General features: G+C 72.1%; 22 protein-coding genes. 13 read left to right on the plus strand and 9 right to left on the minus strand.

The genetic code is table 11. The annotated features are described in order from the left end of the window. Window position 1 precedes the first annotated feature (1 nt). Entirely contained in the window at window positions 2-889 is an 888-nt protein-coding gene (locus tag ACQP0T_RS09285; protein ID WP_433872232.1) for a TIGR03619 family F420-dependent LLM class oxidoreductase, read from the minus strand. Window positions 890-1,241: 352 nt separating this feature from the next. Between ACQP0T_RS09285 and ACQP0T_RS09290 the strand changes: the two genes are divergently transcribed. The 5 genes from ACQP0T_RS09290 to ACQP0T_RS09310 all read left to right on the plus strand — a co-directional run bounded on the left by ACQP0T_RS09290 (window position 1,242) and on the right by ACQP0T_RS09310 (window position 4,221). Then, window positions 1,242-1,871, plus strand: a complete 630-nt coding sequence (locus ACQP0T_RS09290) for a cyclase (protein WP_345367963.1) — start codon at window positions 1,242-1,244, stop codon at window positions 1,869-1,871. A 258-nt stretch (window positions 1,872-2,129) separates the two neighbouring features. Further along, window positions 2,130-2,474 (plus strand): type VII secretion target, encoded by a 345-nt coding sequence (locus ACQP0T_RS09295; protein ID WP_433872234.1) that lies wholly within the window; start codon window positions 2,130-2,132, stop codon window positions 2,472-2,474. Next, complete coding sequence (locus ACQP0T_RS09300; protein ID WP_433872236.1) at window positions 2,471-3,310, plus strand: WXG100 family type VII secretion target; 840 nt, start codon at window positions 2,471-2,473, stop codon at window positions 3,308-3,310. The genes ACQP0T_RS09295 and ACQP0T_RS09300 overlap by 4 nt, the downstream gene beginning before the upstream one ends. 33 nt (window positions 3,311-3,343) lie before the next feature. After that, window positions 3,344-3,796 carry a hypothetical protein gene (locus tag ACQP0T_RS09305; protein ID WP_433872238.1) on the plus strand — a complete coding sequence of 151 codons (453 nt, stop codon included), beginning with the start codon at window positions 3,344-3,346 and terminating at the stop codon, window positions 3,794-3,796. Beyond that, entirely contained in the window at window positions 3,793-4,221 is a 429-nt protein-coding gene (locus tag ACQP0T_RS09310; protein ID WP_433872240.1) for a hypothetical protein, read from the plus strand. The genes ACQP0T_RS09305 and ACQP0T_RS09310 overlap by 4 nt, the downstream gene beginning before the upstream one ends. 35 nt (window positions 4,222-4,256) lie before the next feature. Here the strand turns inward: ACQP0T_RS09310 and ACQP0T_RS09315 are convergent, their stop codons facing one another. The 3 genes from ACQP0T_RS09315 to ACQP0T_RS09325 all read right to left on the minus strand — a co-directional run bounded on the left by ACQP0T_RS09315 (window position 4,257) and on the right by ACQP0T_RS09325 (window position 9,086). Next, window positions 4,257-5,804: a GMC family oxidoreductase gene (locus ACQP0T_RS09315; RefSeq protein ID WP_433872242.1), complete on the minus strand. Its 1,548-nt coding sequence runs from the start codon at window positions 5,802-5,804 to the stop codon at window positions 4,257-4,259. Window positions 5,805-5,865: 61 nt separating this feature from the next. Then, window positions 5,866-7,410, minus strand: a complete 1,545-nt coding sequence (locus tag ACQP0T_RS09320; protein WP_433872244.1) for an APC family permease — start codon at window positions 7,408-7,410, stop codon at window positions 5,866-5,868. A 173-nt stretch (window positions 7,411-7,583) separates the two neighbouring features. Next, window positions 7,584-9,086, minus strand: coding sequence for an aldehyde dehydrogenase family protein (locus ACQP0T_RS09325; protein ID WP_433872246.1), 1,503 nt, complete (start codon window positions 9,084-9,086; stop codon window positions 7,584-7,586). 112 nt (window positions 9,087-9,198) lie between these two features. Between ACQP0T_RS09325 and ACQP0T_RS09330 the strand changes: the two genes are divergently transcribed. From ACQP0T_RS09330 to ACQP0T_RS09340, 3 genes are all read left to right on the plus strand, one after another. Then, window positions 9,199-9,453, plus strand: a complete 255-nt coding sequence (locus ACQP0T_RS09330; RefSeq protein ID WP_433872247.1) for a hypothetical protein — start codon at window positions 9,199-9,201, stop codon at window positions 9,451-9,453. A gap of 67 nt (window positions 9,454-9,520) precedes the next feature. After that, window positions 9,521-10,138: a TetR/AcrR family transcriptional regulator gene (locus tag ACQP0T_RS09335; protein WP_433872248.1), complete on the plus strand. Its 618-nt coding sequence runs from the start codon at window positions 9,521-9,523 to the stop codon at window positions 10,136-10,138. A 384-nt stretch (window positions 10,139-10,522) separates the two neighbouring features. Then, window positions 10,523-11,476 carry a cellulose-binding protein gene (locus tag ACQP0T_RS09340; RefSeq protein WP_433872250.1) on the plus strand — a complete coding sequence of 318 codons (954 nt, stop codon included), beginning with the start codon at window positions 10,523-10,525 and terminating at the stop codon, window positions 11,474-11,476. Between the two features lie 119 nt (window positions 11,477-11,595). Here ACQP0T_RS09340 and ACQP0T_RS09345 read toward each other — a convergent pair whose 3' ends face one another. The 3 genes from ACQP0T_RS09345 to ACQP0T_RS09355 all read right to left on the minus strand — a co-directional run bounded on the left by ACQP0T_RS09345 (window position 11,596) and on the right by ACQP0T_RS09355 (window position 15,084). After that, a complete protein-coding gene (locus ACQP0T_RS09345) occupies window positions 11,596-12,705 on the minus strand; it encodes an acyltransferase family protein (protein ID WP_433872252.1) in 1,110 nt (369 codons plus the stop codon). 97 nt (window positions 12,706-12,802) lie between these two features. Beyond that, window positions 12,803-13,498 carry a response regulator gene (locus tag ACQP0T_RS09350; RefSeq protein WP_433872254.1) on the minus strand — a complete coding sequence of 232 codons (696 nt, stop codon included), beginning with the start codon at window positions 13,496-13,498 and terminating at the stop codon, window positions 12,803-12,805. Then, window positions 13,495-15,084, minus strand: coding sequence for a sensor histidine kinase (locus ACQP0T_RS09355; RefSeq protein WP_433872255.1), 1,590 nt, complete (start codon window positions 15,082-15,084; stop codon window positions 13,495-13,497). Before ACQP0T_RS09355 ends, ACQP0T_RS09350 begins: the two co-directional genes overlap by 4 nt. 202 nt (window positions 15,085-15,286) lie before the next feature. Here ACQP0T_RS09355 and ACQP0T_RS09360 point away from each other — a divergent pair, with 202 nt between their 5' ends. The 3 genes from ACQP0T_RS09360 to ACQP0T_RS09370 are packed head-to-tail and all read left to right on the plus strand — an operon-like array spanning window position 15,287 to window position 18,319. After that, window positions 15,287-16,273 carry a Bug family tripartite tricarboxylate transporter substrate binding protein gene (locus ACQP0T_RS09360; RefSeq protein WP_433873647.1) on the plus strand — a complete coding sequence of 329 codons (987 nt, stop codon included), beginning with the start codon at window positions 15,287-15,289 and terminating at the stop codon, window positions 16,271-16,273. Beyond that, complete coding sequence (locus tag ACQP0T_RS09365) at window positions 16,270-16,806, plus strand: tripartite tricarboxylate transporter TctB family protein (RefSeq protein WP_433872257.1); 537 nt, start codon at window positions 16,270-16,272, stop codon at window positions 16,804-16,806. Before ACQP0T_RS09360 ends, ACQP0T_RS09365 begins: the two co-directional genes overlap by 4 nt. A 52-nt stretch (window positions 16,807-16,858) precedes the next feature. Then, window positions 16,859-18,319 carry a tripartite tricarboxylate transporter permease gene (locus ACQP0T_RS09370; RefSeq protein WP_433873648.1) on the plus strand — a complete coding sequence of 487 codons (1,461 nt, stop codon included), beginning with the start codon at window positions 16,859-16,861 and terminating at the stop codon, window positions 18,317-18,319. 108 nt (window positions 18,320-18,427) lie between these two features. Here the strand turns inward: ACQP0T_RS09370 and ACQP0T_RS09375 are convergent, their stop codons facing one another. Next, complete coding sequence (locus ACQP0T_RS09375) at window positions 18,428-18,793, minus strand: VOC family protein (protein WP_433872259.1); 366 nt, start codon at window positions 18,791-18,793, stop codon at window positions 18,428-18,430. 92 nt (window positions 18,794-18,885) lie between these two features. On the opposite strand from ACQP0T_RS09375, the gene ACQP0T_RS09380 reads away from it, so the two are divergent. Next, window positions 18,886-19,827: a helix-turn-helix transcriptional regulator gene (locus tag ACQP0T_RS09380; protein WP_433872260.1), complete on the plus strand. Its 942-nt coding sequence runs from the start codon at window positions 18,886-18,888 to the stop codon at window positions 19,825-19,827. On the opposite strand, the gene ACQP0T_RS09385 is transcribed toward ACQP0T_RS09380, so the two are convergent. Then, a complete protein-coding gene (locus ACQP0T_RS09385) occupies window positions 19,824-20,636 on the minus strand; it encodes an SAM-dependent methyltransferase (protein WP_433872261.1) in 813 nt (270 codons plus the stop codon). The two genes, ACQP0T_RS09380 and ACQP0T_RS09385, sit on opposite strands and share 4 nt — an antisense overlap. A 199-nt stretch (window positions 20,637-20,835) precedes the next feature. Here ACQP0T_RS09385 and ACQP0T_RS09390 point away from each other — a divergent pair, with 199 nt between their 5' ends. After that, window positions 20,836-21,579 (plus strand): MerR family transcriptional regulator, encoded by a 744-nt coding sequence (locus ACQP0T_RS09390; RefSeq protein ID WP_369774555.1) that lies wholly within the window; start codon window positions 20,836-20,838, stop codon window positions 21,577-21,579. Window positions 21,580-21,621 lie beyond the last annotated feature (42 nt).

Here is a 21,621-nt window from a genome sequence, read left to right on the forward strand (position 1 = left end):
GTCAGCCCAGCGCCGACCTGATGCGCCCGGCCAGCGCCAGCAGCTGCTCCGGGGTGTCGGTGGTGAACTGCAGGTCCAGGAAGACGTCGGCGACGCCGAGCCGCTCGACCGCGCGCAGGTAGTCCGCGAGCTGCTCGACCGGGCCGGTGGCCGGATCGTCGGTCGGCGTCGGCTGGATCATCGGGTTGATCCGCAGGGCGGTCGGCACCGGCCCCCGTCCGGCCGCGGCGGCGTGCTCGTTGATCGTGCCCAGGACGCGGTGCAGCGGTTCCACCGGCAACGGCACGCCGAGCCAGCCGTCGCCGCGCCTGCCCGCCCGGCGCAGCGCGGCGGGGGAGGCCCCGCCGAGGTAGATCGGGATCGGGCCGGGCTTGGGCTGGAACTCCGCTTCGGGGAGCGTCCAGAACCGGCCTTCGTGGCGCACCGGGTCCGGTCCCCACAACGCGTTGAGCACGTCGAGCGCCTCGTCGAGCCGCGCTCCCCGCTCGTGCCACGGCACTCCGGCCGCCTCGTACTCGTCCCTCGACCAGCTCAGGCCGAACCCGGCGATCAGCCGGCCGCCGCTGAGCTGCTCCAGCCCGGCCAGCCTGCGCGCGAGGTGGACCGGTGCGTGCAGCGGCGCGCTGATCGTGCTGGTCCCCAGCATCGCGGAGCTGGTCGCGGTGGCGGCGACGGCGAGCACCAGCAGCGGGTCGACGGTGGCGCCCATCCGCTGCGGCGGGGTGCCGTCGCCGCCGGGGTAGGGGCTGCTCGGGCGGGTCGCGTAGTGCACCCGCTCGGAGGCCCAGAGGCTTTGGAAGCCCTCGCGCTCGGCTTCGGCGGCGAATCCGGCGATGAGGCGGGGGTCGGCGAACGGTCCGAGCTGGGGCAGGGCGAGTCCGAGGCGCATCGGGGCATCCTCGCCGCCGCGCGCGGGCGGGGCAAGCACCGGGGCCTCGCGAGCGGGTGTCCACAGCGGACTCGACGTGGTTGGTCCCGGGTGAGCGTGCAACTACTTCGTCCGGCGGTGCACCGGATACCGCGCGTCGTCCTCGCGGGTCCGCGCGGGTGAGCTCCGCCCCCGGTGCGGATCACCCGGGCGGCGGTGCGCCCGCCCGGCGCGCCACCACCCTCCGTCGAGCGCGGGAAAGCTGGCAAAGGTGGGAAACCGGGCTGCGTTGACGCCGACTTTACTCGTCAGTAAGTATCGGTCGCGCCGCGCGGCTCCACCTTTCCCTCCGAGTACCGAGGTGAGGCCAACGATGTCCGCACGCATCAAGCGCACCGCAACCGCCGCCGCGATCGCCGCGGCCACCGCCCTCGCGTTCAGCCCGCAAGCGCTGGCCGCCGCCTTCGACATCAACTTCGACTGCTCCGGGGATTCTCCGCTCGGCGAGCAGTTGTTCAGCCTGCCGCAGACCGCGGAGGTGATCGCACCCGCTTCGGTGGCCCCCGGTGCGGGGCTGGAGCTGGTGATCGACCCCGAGCCGAGCACCGTGCCGACCGAGGTCAACGGATACGCCGTGGAACGGGTCGAAGGGCTCGACCTGCGCATCCCGATCCCGGCGAACTCCACGTTCGTCTCCGCCGAGCTCTCCGGCGGTTCCGGTCTCGGCGACACCCCGCCGACCCTCACCGTCGACGGCGACCTCGCCACGCTGCACCTCGACGGCCCGATGGCCGGTGGGGCCGCCTACGAGCTGCCGACGGTGACCGCCCAGCTCACCGCGGCCGACTCGGGGACGATCGAGACCCGGTTGCACGGGACCGGGTACGACGACCCCGGGCTGACGTTCAACGCGGTGGTGTCGTCGATCCTCGGCGAGATCGACGTCCCGACCGCCTGCTACCCGAACCCGAACCCGGTGCTGACCACCACGACCATCGGCTGAGCGTCGCGCCGGTCAGCGGTGCCCCGCCCCGGGCGGGGCACTCCCGGCGCCTTCCCGGGAACGCGGCCACGTCCGCGCTGCCCCGTTCGGGCGTGTCCTGGGCCGGACGGCCGGGTCGCCGCGGCCGATCGGCCGGTGCCGGAATTGCGCTCGACGCCGGGAATCCGGCGGTTCGCGCCCCGGCCCGCGGCGGCTGTGGGAATCTCCTCGGCCTGGGGGATGTCCGGCGGCAACGGTGCCGGGGCGGTGGGAGGTGGCATGGCCGAGAAGTTCAAGGTCGAACCGGAGGAATTGCGGGGCTACGCGGGGATGCTGGAGCGCAATGCCCAGCACTTCCTGGCCATCCGGGAGCACGCCGAAACGGAAGGGTCGGACACCAGCGGCTTCACCGGGGTGCTCGCGTTGTTGCGACCGGTGGTGACCGGGGTCGGCTCGCTCTTCGGGGAAACGCTGGAGTTCGGCAACGAGCGGCTCACCGGGGTGGCCGAAGCGCTCAAGGAATCCGCCGGCGTCTACGAGCAGGACGATCTGGCGAACTCGAAGCGCATCGAGCAGGTCCAGTCGATCATGGGCGATGCCACGGACCTGGGAGGACGCGGATGAGCGGGTACGCCGACACCCAGGACCCCGCGGCGGTGCTCGCCGCGGCGCCGAAGGACCGCCCCGGCAGGCAGACCACCGAGGAGCTGATGCAGGCCGCCGGGTGGAAGCTCCAGGGCGTCAACTGGGTCTACGAGAAGGTGACCGGCGAGGACCTGATCGAATCGCTGATCAACCCGCTGCTCGGCGACTTCGAGAAGATCGACGAGAACGCCGCGGCGTGGGACAACATCGCCAAGTCGCTGGACGCGGTGCGCAACAACCTCAACTCGGGGCTCGGTGAGCTGGAACCCCATTGGGAGGGCGAGGCCGCGCAGAGCTTCGAGCGGCACATCAGCGTGGTGTGGACGGTCGCCATCGAGGCCGATTCGCAGATCGCCCGGCTGATCGGGCAGAAGTTCCAGAGCGTGGCCAACACCTGCCGCACGATGACCAAGGTGGCGCTGTTCCTGCTGGACAAGCTGTGCAGCAAGCTGCTGGAAGCGGCGATCACGGCCGCGTTGCCGGTGGCCTGGGCGCGGGTGGTGCTCATGGTCAAGGACGCCATCGACATCGTCGACGCGATCCGGAAGATCATCCTGGCGATCCAGACCATCATCGAGGGCGTCCAGGCCATGATCGACGGCATCCGGCAGATGGGCACCGCGCTGATGAAGATCAAGGACGTGAACAGCGTCAACGACGCGATGAACGTCCTCGACGACGTCCAGGACGGCAAGCAGACCTTCGACGACGGCGCCAAGGCGGCGCAGTCGGGGGCCATCTCGGCGGGACTGGGCGCCTACAGCGGTGTCCGGGGCGCCAACGCGCTGGGCAAGCACAACAGCATGGGCTCGTAGGGCAGCTGATCACCACTCCCGAAAGGACCGACGGTGTCGAACCCGTTGAACGATCCGCGGCTGAGCGAGCTCGTGGCGCAGCTCGACGACGCGCTGACCGCCGGTGAGCAGGTGGCCGAGGAGGCGGCTCGGACCAGCACCGCCGCACCTGGTCTCACCGAGGAGGACATCGCCGAGCTGGAGCGGCACGCCCGCGGCGGCGGCGCGACACCGGAGCTCGCCGAGCTCCAGCAGCGCATCGACGCGGGCGAGTTCTCCTGGCAGGACGTGCTGGCCGGGCGGGTGTCGGACGACCCCGGCGTGCAGCGCGGGCTCGCAGCCGGGATGGCCGACGTCCAAGAGGCGAGCACGCTGCTGCACGAGGGCCACGACGTCGACGACATCATCGCGGCGAAGGGGGAGGAAGCGGGCCCGGCACCCCGTCGCCCCGGCCCGTCCGAGGACGACTGGGACGACGACTGGACGCAGGAGCCGGACCGGTGGTGACCGGTCGCCGGAGGCTGCTCCCCGGCTGCCTGCTGGTCCTGCTCAGCGCCGTGATCGGGCTCGCCGGGGTGGTGGCGATGCTGGCCGCCTCGTTCGGCGGGACCTCGTTCGGGCGGGAGGAGCCGTACCGCTGGGACGACGGCGCGCTGGTCCTCGACTTCACCCGCCCCGCCTCCTGTGCCGTCGTGCCCGAGGCGGGGCAGCGGCGGGAGGTCCGGCCGGTGCGGCAGCGCGAGCAGCTGGAGGTCGACCGCTGGTTCGCCGGCCCCGCCGAGATCACCTGCGGGACGACGGTGACCGCCTGGCAGGGCTCCGGTGCGTCGCTGCGGTCGTTCACCTCGTCCCCGCCGTTCGAATACGGCCTGGCCGCCCTCGTCGTGCTTCCACTGGCCGGAGCGGTGTTCGTGCTGGTGCGGCGGCGCTGAAGCGGGGTGGGGCGCCACCGGGGCGCCCCACCGGGTCAGCGGTTGTCCTCCTTGAGCATGTCGGAGCACTTCTCGCCGATCGCCATCGTGGTGATGTTCGGGTTCACCGCGACCAGGAACGGCATCGCCGAGCCGTCGGCGACGCGCAGGCCCTCGACGCCCTTGACCCGCAGCCGCGCGTCCAGCGGCTTGCTCGGGTCGTCGTCGGCGCCCATCGGGACCGAGGCCGCCGGGTGGTACACCGTGTTGTGGGTGCGCCGGATGTAGTCCGCGATCTCGTCGTCGGTGCGCACGTCCGGGCCCGGGTAGAGCTCCGCGCCGGCCCACTCCGACAGCGCCGACTGGGACGCGATCCGGCGGGCCAGCTTGATGCCCTCGGTCATCACCCGGATGTCGTGCGGGTCGGTGAAGTAGCGCGGGTCGACCTTCGGCTTGTCCCGGAAGTCGCGGGTGCGCAGCCGCACCGTGCCGGTGGACCGGGCGCGGGTGACGTTCGGGGTCAGGCAGAAGCTGTTCTCCGAGGTGGGGTAGCCCTGCCGGACGGTGTGCATGTCGAACGGCACCGAACCGTAGTGGAACATCAGGTCCGGCCGGTCCAGGCCCTCCTCGGTCCGGGTGAAGATGCCGATCTCCCACCACTGCGTGGATTCCTGCACCATCGGCTGCGCGGCCTCCCAGGCGATCACGCCCTCCGGGTGGTCCTGCAGGCTGGAGCCGACGCCGGGGGAGTCGACCAGCACGTCGACGCCCACCTCGCGCAGGTGCTCGGCCGGTCCGATGCCGGAGAGCATGAGCAGCTTCGGGGTGTCGATCGCGCCCGCCGACAGCACCACCTCGCGCCGCGCGGTCACGGTGCGGGTGTGGATCTGGTCCGGGTCCAGGTACTGCACGCCGGTGGCCCGCTTGCCGTCGAAGGTGACCTGCCGGACCCGCGCCTCGGTCCGGATCTCCAGGTTCTCCCGGTCCAGGATCGGGTGCAGGTAGGACACCGAGGACGAGGAGCGGGTGCCGTCCTCGCGGGCGTTGATCTGGAACCAGTTCGCGCCGTGGGTGACCGTGGTCCCGGAGTTGAACTCGGTGGTGGGGATGCCCGCCTCGGCGCACGCCTCCAGCAGCGCCACGCCGCACGGGTCCTTCGGCGGCACGCTGCGGATCGTCACCGGTCCGCTGCGGCCGTGGTGGTCACCGGGGCCGTCGTTGGTCTCCAACCGCTTGTACAGCGGGAAGATGTCCGCGGCGCTCCAGCCGGTCGCGCCCATCGATGCCCACTCGTCGAGGTCCTCGGCGGGTGCCCAGAAGGCGATGCAGGAGTTGTGCGAGGAGCAGCCGCCCAGCACCCGGGCGCGGGCGTGGCGCATGAACGAGTTGCCCTGGTCCTGCGGCTCCACCTGGTAGTCCCAGTCGTAGCCGGACTCCAGCAGGGCCATCCAGCGGTCGAGCTCCAGGACCGCCTTGTCGCCCACGTCGGACGGCCCGGCCTCCAGCAGGCAGACGGTGACGTCCGGGTCCTCCGAGAGCCGGGCCGCGACGGCCGCTCCGGCGCTGCCGCCGCCGACCACGACGTAATCGAACTGGTCTGTCATCGGGAGCACTCTCCGTTTCTGCGGGGGTGGGGCCGCGCGGGCGGCCCCGGCATCATCGCGTTCAGCCGACGGGCTGTTCGTCGTCGGCGGCGGTGGACTCGTCGGTCGTCGCGGCGTGGTCGGCCAGCACCCCGATCTTGTGGCGCTGCACGAACCAGTAGTAGGTGAAGCCGCCCAGCGCGGCGATGCCGACGAACAGCAGCGAGCTGTACTGCAGGTACCAGTGGTACGGCGGCTCGGCGTTGTAGACCGCGCGCCGCGGCCAGATCAGGTTCACCGTCATGGCCAGGCCCCACAGCACCGCGAGGATGTTGACGGGCAGGCCGAACTTGCCGAGGTTGAACCGGCCGGGCTGCTGGTCGGCCTGCCACCTGCCGCGCAGCCGCGCGATCAGCATCGGCACCGTGACCAGCAGGTACGAGACGTAGATGAGGATGATCGCCAGGCTGGTCACGGTGGTGAAGATCTGCGGCTGGCCGATGTTGACCAGCAGCAGCACGACCGCGAGCACCCCGATGAGCACCGCGGGGACCACGGGGGTCTGGAACCGCGGGCTGACCTTGGCGAGCTTGGAGCCACCGGGCAGCGCGTTGTCGCGGGCCATCGCGAAGGCCATCCGGATGGCGGCGGTGTGCACCGCCAGCACGCACACGGTGATCGCGATGAAGATCGCCACCAGGAACAACCGGCCGACCACCGGGCCCAGCGCGTCGCCGAGCACGAACTGCAGGCCGCTGTCGGCCAGTTCCGGCGCCGAGAGGTCGCGGATGGCCATCAGGCCGAGCAGGATGATGAGCCCGCCCAGCACGGCGGAGGCGACCAGCGCCTGCAGGATGGCCTTGGGGGCCTTGCGGTGCGGGTCGACGGACTCCTCGCCGAGCGAGGCGGCGGTGTCGAAGCCGTACATGACGTAGGACGAGGCGATGCCCGCGATGAGGAACGCGCTCAGGTAGCTGCCGCCGTGGGCGTTCTCGGTGCCGGAGGTTTCGAGGACCACCGTCGGCGGGTTCTGCACCACGAACAGCAGCGCGATGATGAGCAGCACCGCGGCGATCAGCTCCAGGAGCACCCCGGCGCTGTTGATCCGGGCCATCAGCTTGACGCCGAAGGCGTTGACCAGCGTGGTGAACAGGATCAGCACCAGGGCCAGCAGGATGCCGTTGACGGCCTGCTCGGTGTCGGTGCTGCCGTCGCCGACGACCTGGAACCCTTCCCAGAGCTGCGGCAACGTGTTCTGGTAGGCCAGCGAGGTGGCCGCGATGGAGACGATGGAGGCCAGCAGCATCATCCAGCCGGCCAGCCAGCCGACGTGCTGGCCGCCCAGCTTCTTCGCCCAGTTGTAGACGGAACCGGCGATCGGGTACTTCGAAGCCAGCTCGGCGAAGCTCAACGCCACGAACAACTGCCCGATGAACACCATCGGCCAGGACCACCAGTAGGCGGGCCCGCCGTGGGAGAGACCCAGGTAGGACATTTGGAAGGTGCCGGTGAGCACCGAGATGTAGCTGATCCCGGCGGCGAAGGTGTGGAAACCTCCGAGACTTCTCTTCAATTTGTTGGTGTAGCCGAACTCCTCGAGCTCGGCATCGCCGGTGGGCGCGCTCATGCCCCGAAACTCCTTTCCCGATTCCCGGCCCGCGCCAGGGCGGGCCGGGAATTCGGGTGGTCTTTTTGTGGTCTTTGCGCGATGGGGGAGATCGATCACCCGCGATCGTCGGCGGCGGGGACGATCAAGTGCCGCGTGGTGGCGGTGATCGCCACCTCAGGACGAATTCCTCCTCATTCTCCGGAGAACCAGCGCTGCGGTCCGGGGCGCAGATTCTGGTAGACGTGCTTCGTCTCCTGGTATTCGCCGAGCCCGGCGCGGCCGAGTTCGCGCCCGGTGCCGGACTGCTTGTACCCGCCCCACTCGGCCTGCGGCAGGTAGGGATGGAAGTCGTTGATCCAGACGGTCCCGTGGCGCAGCCGGTTGGCGACCCGCTGGGCGCGCGCCGGATCGCCGGTGAAGACCCCGGCGGCCAAGCCGTAGTGCGTGTCGTTGGCGATCCGCACCGCGTCGTCCTCGTCGGTGAACCGCTCCACGGTGAGCACCGGCCCGAAGGACTCCTCGACGACCGCGTGCGAGCCCTGCCGCACCTCGTCGAGCACGGTCGGCAGGTAGAAGTGCCCGTTGGCGTACCGCTCGCCCGCCGGGCGGCCCCCGCCGGTGCGCAGCACCGCGCCCTCGGCGACCGAGCGGGCCACGTAGTCCTCGACCTTGGCCAGGTGGGCGGCCGAGATCAGCGGACCGGTCTCGGCGTCGGCGTCGAACGGTCCGCCGATGCGGATCCGCTCGGCGCGGCGGACCACCTCGTCGACCAGCGCGTCGTGCAGCTCGTCCTGCACGATCAACCGGGCACCCGCCGAGCACACCTGGCCGGAGTGCAGGAAGACCGCCGTGAGCGCGTAGTCGACGGCGGTCTCGAAATCGGCGTCGGCGAAGACCACGTTGGGGTTCTTGCCGCCCAGCTCCAGGGCCACCTTCTTGACGGTGCCCGCCGCGCTCGCGGAGATGGCGCGGCCTGTGTGCAGGCCACCGGTGAAGGAGACCAGGTCGATGTCGGGGTGCTCGGCGAGCACCGCGCCGACCTCCGCGCCGGCGCCCAGCACCAGGTTGCCGACCCCGGCGGGCAGCCCCGCCTCGGCCAGCGCCCGCATCAGCAGGATCGCGGTGCCGGGGGTCAGCTCGCTGGGCTTGAGCACGAAGGTGTTGCCCGCGGCCAGCGCCGGGGCGACCTTCCAGGCCACCTGCAGCAGCGGGAAGTTCCACGGCGTGATCAGGCCGCAGACCCCGACCGGCTCGTACTGCACGCGGCTGATGGCCTCCACCGAACCGGTGTCCACCAGGTGACCGGCGTCCTGACCGGCGAGCTTGCCGTAGTACCGGAAGCAGGCCGCGATGTCGTCCATGTCGAACTCGCTCTCCACCAGCCGCTTGCCGGTGTCGCGCGATTCGGCGCGGGCGAACTCGTCGCGGTCGCGCACCAGGATGTCGGAGACCCGGAGCAGCAGGTCACCGCGCTCCCAGGCGGAGGTGGTGGACCAGCCGGTGGTGTCGAACGCGCGGCGGGCGGCGGTGACGGCCCGCTCGGCGTCGGAGCGGTCGGCCTCGTCGACGACGGCGACCAGGCCGCCGTCGGCGGGACTGCGGATCTCGCGGGTGCCTCCGCCGGCGGCGGAGACCCACTGCCCGTCGATGAACAGCGAATGGGGGGCGTCCGGACCGGATTTGCCCGCGTTCACCGAGGTTCCTTCAGCGTGCGACATGGAGCGTTTTCCCCGTTGTCCTCGTCGGTGCATTCCTCCGCCATTCGGGGTGGCGGATCGATAGCGAAACGGCGCCGCGGCAGTCGCGGTGATCACCGAATTCGGCCGTACCGCCAGCGGTGCTGCTCCTTCACCTCCCGGACTGCATTCGGTGGCGGCGCTCATTCGCGATGGCGCGCGGTCGGCGATCTCGGCCGAATCCCTGCGCAGTGCCGGAAAGGACCCTAACACCGTTGTTGTACAGATGTACATCATCGGGCGCACATTGTTGCGAATGGTGTTCGGATTTTGCGCTCTGAACTGCGCAAACGCGAGGCGGGTGACGTGCACCGCATCGTCGTGACCACCCGGCGTGGCAGGCTGTCCGGCGGGACCGGGATCCGAGCGCCGAACGGGAGGCACCGCAGCACATGTCGATCACGCCATCGGCCGCCCGCGAGGACAGCACCGGATCCGGCCGCACCGCCGCCGCGGGAGCGGCCGGCAAGGCGCAGGGCAAGGGGCCGGCCCGGCGGGAGCGGATCGCCCGCGCCGCCATCGACGTGGTCGCCGAGCGCGGGCTCGACAAGCTGACGCACCGCGCGGTGGCCGCCCAGGCCGGCGTGCCGCTGGGCTCCACCACCTACTACTTCCGAACCCTCGACGACCTGCTCGCGATGGCGCTGCGGCAGGCCGCCGCCGACGACGTCGCGCACATCCGACGCTGGGCCACCACCCTCGGTGACGGCGACTTCGTCGGCGCGCTGGCCGATCTGGTGCTGCACTACCTCGGCCCCGCGCGGTCGCAGACCGCCGTGCAGCACGAGCTCTACCTCGCCGCGCTGCACCGCCCGGCGCTGCGCCACGTCAGCCAGGAGTGGGACGCCGAGCTCGCCGAGCTGTTCACCGCGCACACCGACGCGATCACCGGCCGGGCGCTGTCCGCGGCGTTCTGCGGGCTGCTGCTGCAAGGCGTGGTGCGCGAATCAGTCCCCGCGCGCGAGGAGGTCGAGCAGGTCTTCCGCCGCGTGCTGGGTGCCGCGGCCTGAGCGGGCGCGGGACCGGATCCGGCGCGGTGGGTCCGGTGCTCTTGATCGCGGGCCGTTCGTGCGGGATGGTGCGATTGCGGCGTTCTTCCCGTTTCCCCGCGGCGCGACCCGGGTACGGGCGAGTCGTCCTGTTCGACCGGACCTGGTGTACGACCGGTCAACTTCCGATGTCCCCTCGATTGCGCGGTTTCCCGGGCAGTTGATCTCCGAGGTGTGCGCGGTGGACAATGGCGCCAGCGATCCGTGCGCACCACGCGCCGGTGGCCGCCCGCCGGTCCGTCCCGGTGGAGCACCGCAGCGCGTTTCCCGGTGCGCGACGGACCTTGCCGCGTCGGGGCGTGGCTCGCTCCCAGCACTGAAGATCAACTCGAGCGGGGTGAGACCGTGGGCTACAACGAAGATCGTGAACTCGTGCCGCTGAAGGCGGATTTCGACGGCGTCTGGTGGGGATACCGCCGGTCGCAGGTGAAGTTCTACGTCCAGCAGACCGAGGCCGAGCTGCAACTGCTCGCCGAGGACCGCGATTCCGCGCTGAGCCAGGTCGCCGACCTGTCCGCTCAGCTCGACCAGGCCCGGGCCGAGGTCGAAGCGCTCAAGCAGCAGCTCGACGAGCAGGCCAGGACGCCGATCGAGGAGTCCGCGCTGTCCGACCGGTTGCGCCGGATGGTCCGGCTGGCCCAGGACGAGGCCTCCGACGTGGTCGCCGCGGCCAAATCCGCCGCCGAGCACGAGTGGGCCCGCTCCCAGCAGTCGGCGGTGGAGCTGCGGACCCGCTACGAGAACCTGGTCGCCGAGGCCGACGAGTGGCGCCAGCGGACCGAGGAGCAGCGCACCGAGGTGCTCGCCCGGACCCGCGACGAGGTCCAGCAGATGGCCCGCGAGGCCGAGGAGCAGCGCAAGCGGCTCGACGTGGTCGCCGAGGGCCGCCGAACCCAGATCGAACAGGACTTCGAGATCTCCATCGCGGCGCGCCGGGAGGAGGCGCTGCGGGTGCAGGCCGAGCGCGAGCGCAACAGCCGCGCCCAGGCGCAGCGCCGCCTCGCCGAGGCCAACGCCGAGGCCGAGCGGCGGATCCGTCGGGCCGACGAGTACGCCGACACCATGCTGCGGATGCGCCGGGACCTCGCCGAGCGGGTCCGCCAGGCCCAGCAGGTGCTCACCGCGGCCGAACCGTTCCTCGCCGCCACCGAGTCGGGGCAGGACGACGGCGCCTCCGACGAGTACGTCGAGGCGGTCGTGCACGGCGACGAGGTGCCGGTCGACGACGTCCCGGTCCCCCGGCAGCGCCACGAGGAACCGCTGCCGCAGGACTCGGGCGTGGCCGCGACCACGTCCTGAACCCGGGTCGGGGGCGGGCGCGGTGACGTCCGCCCCCACCGCGGCGCCGGTCCGGTGCCGCGCGAGCCGCTCAGCGGCTCCTCAGCGGACGTGAGAGCGTCCCCCGCGGGCGGCTCGGGTCAGGCCTGCTTGCGGGCCGCCAGCCGGTCGTAGCCGTGCATCAGGAACCGGTGCGTCGGACGTTCCACCACGCGGGTCAGCGCCCAGCCCAGCACCACGCCGGTGACCAGCATCGCGACGGTCTGCAGCGTGGGTCCGACGCCGACGTCCTGGAGCTTGCGGGAGACGATGTAGCCGACGGTCTGGTGCATCAGGAACACGCCGTAGGAGATCCCGGCGAACCAGGTGATCCGCCCGGCCAGCCAGGTGGGCACCACCCGGTTCCAGTCCGGCCCGTAGGCGGTGATGGCCACCACGAGCATCCCGATGCAGACGCCGACGGTGGAGCCCCAGTCGGCGACCAGGCCTTCCGGCGTCTCGGCGTAGTTGTGCAGCGCCTGGCCGGTCATGCAGGCCGCCAGCAGCGCGCCGAAGTGCCCGAGGCCGATCCGGCGGGTCGACCACAGCCAGATGGCCACGCCCACCACGAACAGGTGCCAGCGGTGCATCCCGATGCCGTCGACGATCGTGCGGTACAGCTCCGGCGGGTCCGACACGCGCAGCGGCCACTGGGCGATCGGCAGCAGCACCGCCACCCACAGCACCGCGCGGATGCGGCGCCCGTGCCCCCAGGCGGACTTGAACAGCAGCGCCGCCACCGTGAAGCCCATGAGCTGCAGCGGCACCGTCCAGTGCGAGCCGTCGATGAAGTAGTGCTCGCCCGGGTTCCAGTTCCACAGCATGAGCAGGTTCGCGGCCAGCTCGCTGTAGGTCGGGTGGAACCAGCCGTCGATCGCCGCCCAGCGCATCACCGCGAAGATGACGACCACCGCGCCGATGAACGGCGGCAGGAGCCTGGCCATCCGCCCCCACCAGTAGCGCAGCATCGTGCCCCGCCCGATCGTCACGCAGGCGAAGTAGGCCGAGATGACCAGCAGCAGGCTGGCGCCGACCTGCCACGGGAAGACGAGGGTGCGCGGGGCGAGCTCCGGGTGCAGGTACGTGCTCAGGTACGTGGAGTGGTAGACCATGACCAGGATCACGCACAGGCTGCGGACCAGATCCCAGCTGATCTTGCGGGTCCGCTTGCCCGAGGTGGTGGAGGCGCGCAGCGTCGATGTCTCGGGCACGTTCTCACGTTACCAGGGTGAATTGTCCAGATGCCGCAGCGGTTCCGGGCACGGTGGCGGTCGCCACCGTGATCAGGTGAGACGGGCTCACCGGGGCTCAGGGCAGCCAGCGGTAGCGGCGTTCCGGACGGCCGGTGCCGCCGTAGCGCAGGCGGACCTCGGCCCGCCCGGTGTCGGCGAAGTGCTCCAGGTACTTGCGGGCGCTGACCCGGGACAGCTCGCTGGCGTCGGCGCACTCCGCCGCCGAGAGGTCGCCGCCCGCCTCGCCGACCTGCCGCAGGATGCGTTCCACCACCTCGGCGGTCTCGGTCGCCAGGCCCTTCGGCGGCGTCGCCGCCCGGCTCCGCGAGCCGAAGAGCTGGTCGACGTCCTGCTGCGCCGCGGGGGAGTCCCCGGGCAGCGCGCTGAGCCGCTGGTGCAGCGCGCGGAAGTGCTCGAGCTGGTCGCGCAGCGCCTCGTAGCTGAACGGTTTGATCAGGTAGTGCAGCGCACCGCCGCGCACCGCGCCGCGCACCGTGTCCAGGTCCCGGGCGGCGCTGATCACCAGCACGTCGGGGTCGGCCGAGGGGCGCGCGGTGCTGCCCCGCAGCTCGCGCAGCACGGCCAGGCCGTCGAGGTCGGGCAGGTAGATGTCGAGCAGCACCAGCTCGGGGCGCAGCTCGTCGACCAGCCGGAGCGCGTCGCCGCCGGTGTGCGCGATGCCGACCACCTCGAACCCCGGCACCCGCGCCACGTACCCGCTGTGGATCTTCGCCACCATGAAGTCGTCGTCGACCACCAGCACCTTGATCACGTCGTCGCCTCCCCGACCTCGTGCGCGCCGACCGGCAACCGCGCCGTGAACACCGCCCCGTGCGCGTTGTGCACGTGCACCGACCCGCCCCGCCGGTGGCAGATCTGCCTGGTCAGCGCCAGCCCCAGCCCGCGCTGGCCGTCCCGGGCCGCCTTGGTGGTGAACCCGTGCGAGAAGACCTCCTCGACGATCTCCGCCGCAACCCCGGGCCCGGAATCGCGCACCACCACCACGACCTCGTCGCGGTGGCGCACGTCCACCTCCACCCAGCGCTGCGCGCCGGTGGTGCCCTCCAGCGCGTCCAGCGCGTTGTCCACCAGGTTGCCCAGGACGGTCACCAGGTCGGCGGAGAGCTGCTCGTCGATGGTGGGCAGGTGGCTGCCCTCGTGCAGCCGCAGCCCGACGCCCTTCTCGGCGGCCAGGCTGGCCTTGGCCACCAGCAGCGCCGCCGTCGCCGGGTCGTGGACCCGGGCGCTGATCTCGGCCTGCCACTGCTGCCGGGTGTGGCTGACCCGGTCGACGTAGCGGGCCAGCTCCTCGTGCTCGCCGAGCTCGATCAGGCCGGCGATGGTGTGCAGCCGGTTGCTGAACTCGTGCGCCTGCGCCCGCAGCGTTTCGGTGGTGTCGCGGTGCACCTCCAGCTCCCGCTGCAGGTCGGCGAGCTCGGTGCGGTCGCGCATGGTCACCACCGCCCCGACCGAGGAGATCGGCATCCGGTTGAGCACCACCACCCGGCCGCGCCGGAGCACGATCTGGTCCACCCCGTCGGTGCGCCCGGTGAGCACGTCGCGGGCCCGGTCGTTGAGGTCCAGCGAGTCGATGTCGCGCCCCAGGCAGTCCTCGGGCAGCGCGAGCAGCGTCCGCGCCTGGTCGTTGACCAGCGTGATCCGGTGCTGCTGGTCCACGCCGAGGACGCCTTCCCGGACGCCGTGCAGCAGCGCCTCGCGGTGCTCGACGAGCCGGGTGATCTCCTGCGGCTCCAGGCCGAGCGTCTGGCGCTTGACCCGGCGGGCCAGCAGCACCGACCCGGCGACCCCGAGCACGGTGGCGAAGGCCAGCAGCGCCATCGGGTTCTCCGGCGCCTCCCGCACGCCCTGCAGCAGGTCCGGGGTGGCCCGCCCGGCCGAGACGACGCCGATGATCCGGGCGTCGCGGGAGATCACCGGCACCTGGGCGACCAGCGAGTCGACGCCGTCCGCGGTGATCTCGCCGATCCAGGCCCGCCCGTCCAGCGCGGTGCTCTCCCCGAGGGGCAGCGGCCTGCCGCGCTGCGACGGATCGGGCGAGGTGAGCACGATGCCCCGGCCGTCGGCGATGACCACCTCGTCGGCGCCGGAAAGGCTGCGGGCGCTCTCGGCGAAGGTGGGCAGCGCGTCCCGCCGGTAGGGGTCGGCCAGCGCCACCCGGACGCCGCGGGTGGAGGCCACGTCCTCGGCCACCGACAGCAGCTTGCGGCCCTCGGTGGCGCGGAACGACGCGGCGCTCTGGGCCACCGAGAACACCGCGATCGAGGCCAGCAGCACGAAGATGATCACGAGCTGCCAGCGCAGGAGCTGGCGGGAGAGCGGACCGCGGCTGCCGAGCACTGCTGACCTCCCTCCGGCGCTGGTCGGGCACGCAGCACGGTAACCGCGCGGCCGGCCGGCGCCGCACCGGAGGTCGGCCGCGGCATTCCTTACGCAACGAACAAAAGGTTCGTTAGCTGCACAAGGGAGACAACGCGCACCACCGCTGTGCAGCATGACCCAGCTCACTGTTCCCACCATCAACGGAGAGGCGGGGTTGTCCGTGCGCCTGCGCAGCGCGCTCGCATCGGCCGCAGCGGTGCTGCTGGTCCTGCTGGTGCCACCCCTGATCAGCAGCGGTTCCGACGGGGCCGCCAGCGCCCAGCTCCGCGGCCTGCGGATGCTGGTGCCCAACTCGCCCGGCGGCGGGTACGACATCACGGCCCGGACCGCGGTCAAGGCCATGGAGGACAACGACCTCGCCGGCGGCGTCGAGGTGTTCAACCTGCCCGGCGCGGGCGGCACCGTGGGGCTCGGCCGGGTCGTCAACGAAGCGGGCAACGGCAAGCTCGCGATGTCCATGGGCCTCGGCGTGGTCGGCAGCGTCTACACCAACCACTCGCCGGTGTCGCTGCAGGACACCACGCCGATCGCCAAGCTCGTCGAGGAACCCGAGGTCGTCGTGGTGGGCAAGGACTCGCCCTACCGCAGCCTCGACCAGCTCCTCGCGGCGTGGAAGGAACGGCCCGGGGAGGTCCCGGTCGGCGGCGGCTCTTCGCCCGGCGGCCCCGACCACCTGGCGCCGATGCTCATGGCCAAGGCGATCGGCCTGCCCCCGACGGAGGTCAGCTACGTGCCCTTCGACGGTGGTGGGGAACTGCTCGCCTCCGTGCTCGGCGGCAAGGTCGCCTTCGGCGTCTCCGGCATCGGCGAGTACCGGGACCAGATCGAGGCCGGGGAGCTGCGGGTGCTGGGCGTGACCGGCGCCAAGCGCATCCCGGGCGTGGACGCCCCGACGCTGACCGAGGCCGGCGTGGACGTGCAGTTCACCAACTGGCGCGGTGTCGTGGCGCCGCCCGAGCTGTCCGAGGAGGAGCGGACCCGGCTCATCGAGCTGTTCACCGCGATGCACGACACGCCGGAGTGGCGGGAGGCGCTGGTCCGCAACGGCTGGGATGACGCGTTCCAGCCGGGCCCGGAGTTCGGCGAGTTCCTGCGCCAGGAGAACGACCGGGTCGCCTCGGTCCTGGAGGAGTTGGGGCTGGCATGAGCACGACCGAAACCCCGGCGGCCGAGGAGCCGCGCTCGACGCGGCGGTGGCTGCGGGAGCACTCCGAGCTGGGCGTCTGCCTGCTGCTGGCGGTGCTGGGCGCGTTGGTGATCGCCGACGCCGCCACCATCAACACCGATTTCACCCAGCGCGGCCCGATCGGGCCGAAGACGGTGCCCTACCTGGTCGGCGGGCTGCTGCTGGTGGTGGCGGCGCTGCTGGCCCGCGACGTGCTGCGCGGCGGTCGCGGCGAGTCGGAGAGCGGCGAGGACGTCGACCTGTCCGCGCCGAGCGACTGGCGCACCGTGCTGCTGCTCAGCGCGGCGTTCCTGGCCAACGCGGCGCTGATCGGCATCATCGGCTTCCCGCTGTCCGGGATGATCCTGTTCTGGGGCTGCGCGTACGCCCTGGGCAGCCGCAACCCGGTGCGTGATCCGCTGATCGCCGCCGCGCTGTCGCTGCTGACCTACGTGGCCTTCAACCACCTGCTCGGTGTTCCCCTGCCCGGTGGTCCGCTGATGGGGGTGCTCTGACGTGGAATCGTTGTCCCTGCTGATCGAGGGGTTCGGCACCGCGCTGAGCCCGATGAACCTGGTGTGGGCGGCGCTCGGCGTGCTGCTGGGCACCGCGATCGGGGTGCTGCCGGGCATCGGTCCGGCGATGGCGGTGGCGCTGCTGCTGCCGGTGACCTACGCCCTGGAACCGACGGCGGCGTTCATCATGTTCGCCGGGATCTACTTCGGCGGGATGTTCGGCGGCTCGACCACCTCGATCCTGCTGAACACGCCGGGGGAGAGCGCGGCCGTGGTGGCCGCCATCGACGGCAACCCGATGGCCCGCAAGGGACGCGGCGCGCAGGCGCTGGCCACCGCGGCGATCGGGCACTTCGTCGGCGCGATCGTCGGCATCACGCTGCTGGCCCTGCTGGCCCCGACGGTGGCGTCGCTGGCGGTGAACATCGGTGCGCCGGACTACCTGGCGATCATGGTGCTGGCGTTCATCGCGGTGACCTCGGTGCTGGGCAAGTCGCGGGTGCGGGGTTTCGCCTCGCTGCTCATCGGCTTGACCATCGGTCTGATCGGGCTGGACGAGATGACCGGCCAGCAGCGGCTCACCTTCGGCATCCTGCACCTGGCCGACGGGGTGGACGTGGTGATCGTCGCGGTCGGTCTGTTCGCCATCGGCGAGTCGCTGTGGGTGGCCGCGCACCTGCGCCGCACCTCCGGCCAGGCGATCCCGGTGGGCCGGCCGTGGCTGGGCGCCGCGGACGTCAAGCGGGCGTGGAAGCCGTGGCTGCGCGGTCCGGCGATCGGTTTCCCGTTCGGGGCGATCCCGGCGGGCGGGGCGGAGATCCCGACGTTCCTGTCCTACGTGGCGGAGCGGCGGCTGTCCCGGCACCGCGACGAGTTCGGCAAGGGCGCCATCGAAGGCGTGGCGGGCCCGGAGGCCACCGCGAGCGCCTCGGCGGCGGGCACCATGGTCTCGCTGCTGACCCTGGGGCTGCCCACCACGGCGGTGGCCGCGGTGATGCTGGCGGCGTTCCAGCAGTACGGCATCCAGCCTGGCCCGCTGCTGTTCGAGCGCGAATCGGACCTGGTGTGGGCGCTGATCGCGAGCATGTTCATCGGTTCGGTGCTGCTGCTGGTGCTCAACCTGCCGCTGGCGCCGGTGTGGGCGAAGCTGCTGCAGATCCCGCGGCCGTACCTGTACGCGGGCATCCTGTTCTTCGCCAGCGTCGGTGCCTACGCGGTCGGCGGTTCCGCGCTGGACCTGCTGCTGCTGTTCATCATCGGCCTGATCGGGTTCGCGATGCGCCGCTACGGGCTGCCGGTGCTGCCCGCGATCATCGCGGTGATCCTGGGACCGACCGCCGAGCAGCAGATGCGCCGCGCGCTGCAGATCAGCAACGGTGAGCTGACCGGCCTGGTCAACACGCCGTTCGCGATCACCGTCTATTCGGTGGTGGCGTTGATCCTGCTCTGGCCGCTGCTCGCCCGGCTGCTGCCGCGGCGCGCCGCCGAGGACCGCGAGCGCGTCGACGCCTGATCGTCGCCCGGCGGGAAGTCCCCCGCTCGCCGGACGATCCCGGTGCCCCGTGCCGATTCGAGCCCCAGCGGCCGAACGGCGCGGGGCACCGGTGCGTCGGGCCGGTGCTCAGTCGACCGGTGCGACGCGGAGCAGGTTCCCGTCCGGGTCGGCGACGACGAAGGTCCGGCCGAACACCTCGTCGTGCGGCTCCACGACGACCTCCACGCCCTTCGCGCACCAGGACCGGAACTGCGCGTCGATCGCGCCGGGGCCGCCGGGCAGCGCCAGGCACACCTCGCCGGTCCGGCGGGAGCCCGGCGGCGGGACGTCGGCCGCGCCGCTCCAGAAGGCGAGTTGGACGCCGCCGCCGAGGTCGAACGCGATGAACCTGGGGGTCTCGAAGTCGGGCGCCATGTCGAACAGGTCCGCGTAGAAGCGGGCGGACGCGACGGCGTCGGACACGTGGACGATGAACATGTTGGGCTTGGGCATGGTTGCCTCCTCGGTCGGTGTGCCGCGGACGAGGCGAGCGTGGCCGCCAATCCCGACAGAATCCGGCGTGTTCGCGTGGAATCGTGGTGACCATGACTCCGGACCGCTTCTTCGCCCTGCTGCTGGCCTTGCGGAGCCGCGCGACCACGACCACCGCCGACCTGGCCGAACAGGTGGGCGTGTCGGTGCGGACCGTGCTCCGGGACTTGCGGTGGTTGCAGGAGGCGGGCTTGCCGGTGCTCGTCCGCCGGGGCAGGTGGGGCGGGGTGACGTTGCTGCCGGGTGGCTCGCTGGACACCTCCCGGCTCACTCCGGACGAGCGCGATCACCTCGCCCTCACCGGGCTCGACGCCGAACAGGCGGACCAACTCGGTGCCGCCTCCGGGAGCAGGCGAGCCCGGGGCAAGGTCGCGAATCGACGACCGGTTGACGACGTGCTGTCGCTCAGCGCGGTCGTCACGACGGACAACCGGCCCTGGTTCGGGCCGGCGGTCGGCGGCGTCGCCCCCAGCGCGCTGATCGGCGAGGTCCGCCGGGGTGTCCGCCTGCGCCTTCACTACCGCCGGTCGCGGGAGGACGAACCGGTGTGGCAGCTCGTCGATCCCTACGGGCTGCTGGCCAAAGGCGGCAGGTGGTACCTGGTGGCTGACCACGCCGGAGTCCCCCGGTTGTACTCGCTGGAACGGCTGGCCGACTGGCGCGCGACCCGAACACCTCGGCGGCTGCGACCGGGAGCGACGCTGGACCGGGTCGCGGCGGAGCTCTCCGCTCGTTGGGAAGCGGCGGGCGAGCTGCGCGTCCACGCCGTGCTCGGTTCTCGCCAGGCCGACCGCGCCAAGCGCCTCCTCGGCACCCGGCTCACGATCCACCCGTCGGCGGGCGGTGGCCAGGTGGACATCACGGTGGCCTGCCGCGAGCTGGAGGACGTGCGCCAGCTCCTGCAGTTCGCGGACGACATCGAGGTGACCGCTCCCGAGGAAGCGCGGGAGCGGCTCCGGGAGCTCGCCGCGCTGACCCTCCGGCAGTACCGCTAGGGCACCCGCGCCAGGCAGGCGTAGAGGCCGCTGGGCTCGGCCTCCTCGGTGCGGCCCTCCCGCCACCGGGCGACGTCGACGACCTCCGGCGGCAGCAGCTCGGTCCCGGCGTGCGCCAGCCAGTGCCGCAGCTCGTCGGGATGGCGCAGCTGGATCGGGTTCGCGCTGGCCCGGTACGCGCGGGCGGCCCGCCGCGCGGAGTCGGGGAGGTGGACGTCGGTGGAGTGCGACAGCGCGATGAGGCTGCCCGGTGCGAGCCGGCGGCGGTACTCTCGCAGCAGCTCGGCCGGACCGTCCTCGTCGCGGACGAAGTGCAGCACCGCGATCGCCAGCAGGGCCACCGGGCGGGACAGGTCCAGCACCTCGCGCACGCCGGGCGCCCCGCACACCTCGTCGACCTGCCGCAGGTCGGCGTGCGTGACGGTGGCGCCCACGACGTCGCGGAGCAGGTGCCGGGAGTGCGCCACCGCCACCGCTTCGTGGTCCACGTAGGCGACCCGGGCGTCCGGTTCGCGGCGCAGCGCGATCTCGTGCACGTTGCCGACCGTCGGGATTCCCGAACCGAGGTCGAGGAACTGGGTGATGCCGCGGGCCAGGGCCAGGTGCACGATCCGGCGCAGGAACGAGCGGTTGGCCTGTGCCGCCGCCGGTAGCGAGGGGTACGCCCGGATCGCCTCGTCGGCCAGCGCCCGGTCGACCGCGAAGTTGTGCGCGCCGCCCAGGTAGTAGTCGTACATCCGGGCCGCGTTGGGGCGGTCCAGATCGATGCCGTCGAGGTCCGGGCTGGGGAGAACCGGTTCGCGCGCCATGATCGTCCCTCCGCCGGGGGACCCCAGACTAGCGACCGGGGGGCGCCTTTGGCGACCCGCGAGGCCTGGTGGCCCGGTGGCGGCCGGGTCCGCAGTGGACCCGGATCCGGCGGTGCGCGGTCGGCTCGGTCCACAGCGGACCGGGTGCGCGGCGCTCGGGCGCGGGCGTTCGCCGATCGGGCGAACTAGACTTCGCGGGGTGGCGGACTACCGGATCGACGACCTCGCCGGCGCGGCCGGTACCACGGCGCGCAACGTGCGCGTGTACCAGGACCGCGGGTTGCTGCCACCGCCGCGCCGGGAGGGCCGCGCGGCCGTGTACTCCGACGCCCACCTCGTCCGGCTCCGCGTCATCATCAACATGCTGGAACGCGGGTACGCCTTCGCCCAGATCAGGGAGATGATCACGGCGTGGGAGTCGGGCCGCAGCCTCGGCGACGTGCTGGGCCTGGAGGAGGTCGTCGGGGCGTCGTGGGCCGAGGAAGCGCCCCGCGCGGTGTCCGCCGCCGAGCTCGCCGCGCTGTTCGGCGACCAGCTCACCCCGGCGAACCTCACCCGCGCGGCCGGGCTCGGGCTCCTGGAGCGGCGCGGGAACCGCTTCGTCGCACCGAATCCGCAGCTCCTGGAAGCGGGGGCCGAACTCGTGGCGCTCGGCGTCCCGCTGCCCGAGGTGCTGGACCTTGCCGAGCACCTCCAGCACGACGTCGACCACGTCGCGGGCCTGCTGGTGCAGGTGTTCCGCAGGCACGTCCTGGAACCGGCGGCGACCGGGGCGGCGGAGCTCCCGTACTACACCGACGTGCTGCAACGGCTCCGCCCGCTGGTGATGTCGGCGCTGCATGCGGCCGCCGCCCGCTCGGCCGAGCGGGTGATCCCCGAGGTGCTCGGCGATCGGCTGATCGCCCTGCTCGACGACACCGGCGAATCCGGCCGGGCTTCCTGACGGCGCCGCGCTGCCCGCCCGGCCGGACCGGGCGGGCAGCGC

It is taken from the genome of Saccharopolyspora sp. CA-218241 (assembly GCF_050954615.1).
In the GTDB taxonomy this organism is placed as follows: Bacteria; Actinomycetota; Actinomycetes; order Mycobacteriales; family Pseudonocardiaceae; genus Saccharopolyspora; species Saccharopolyspora cebuensis.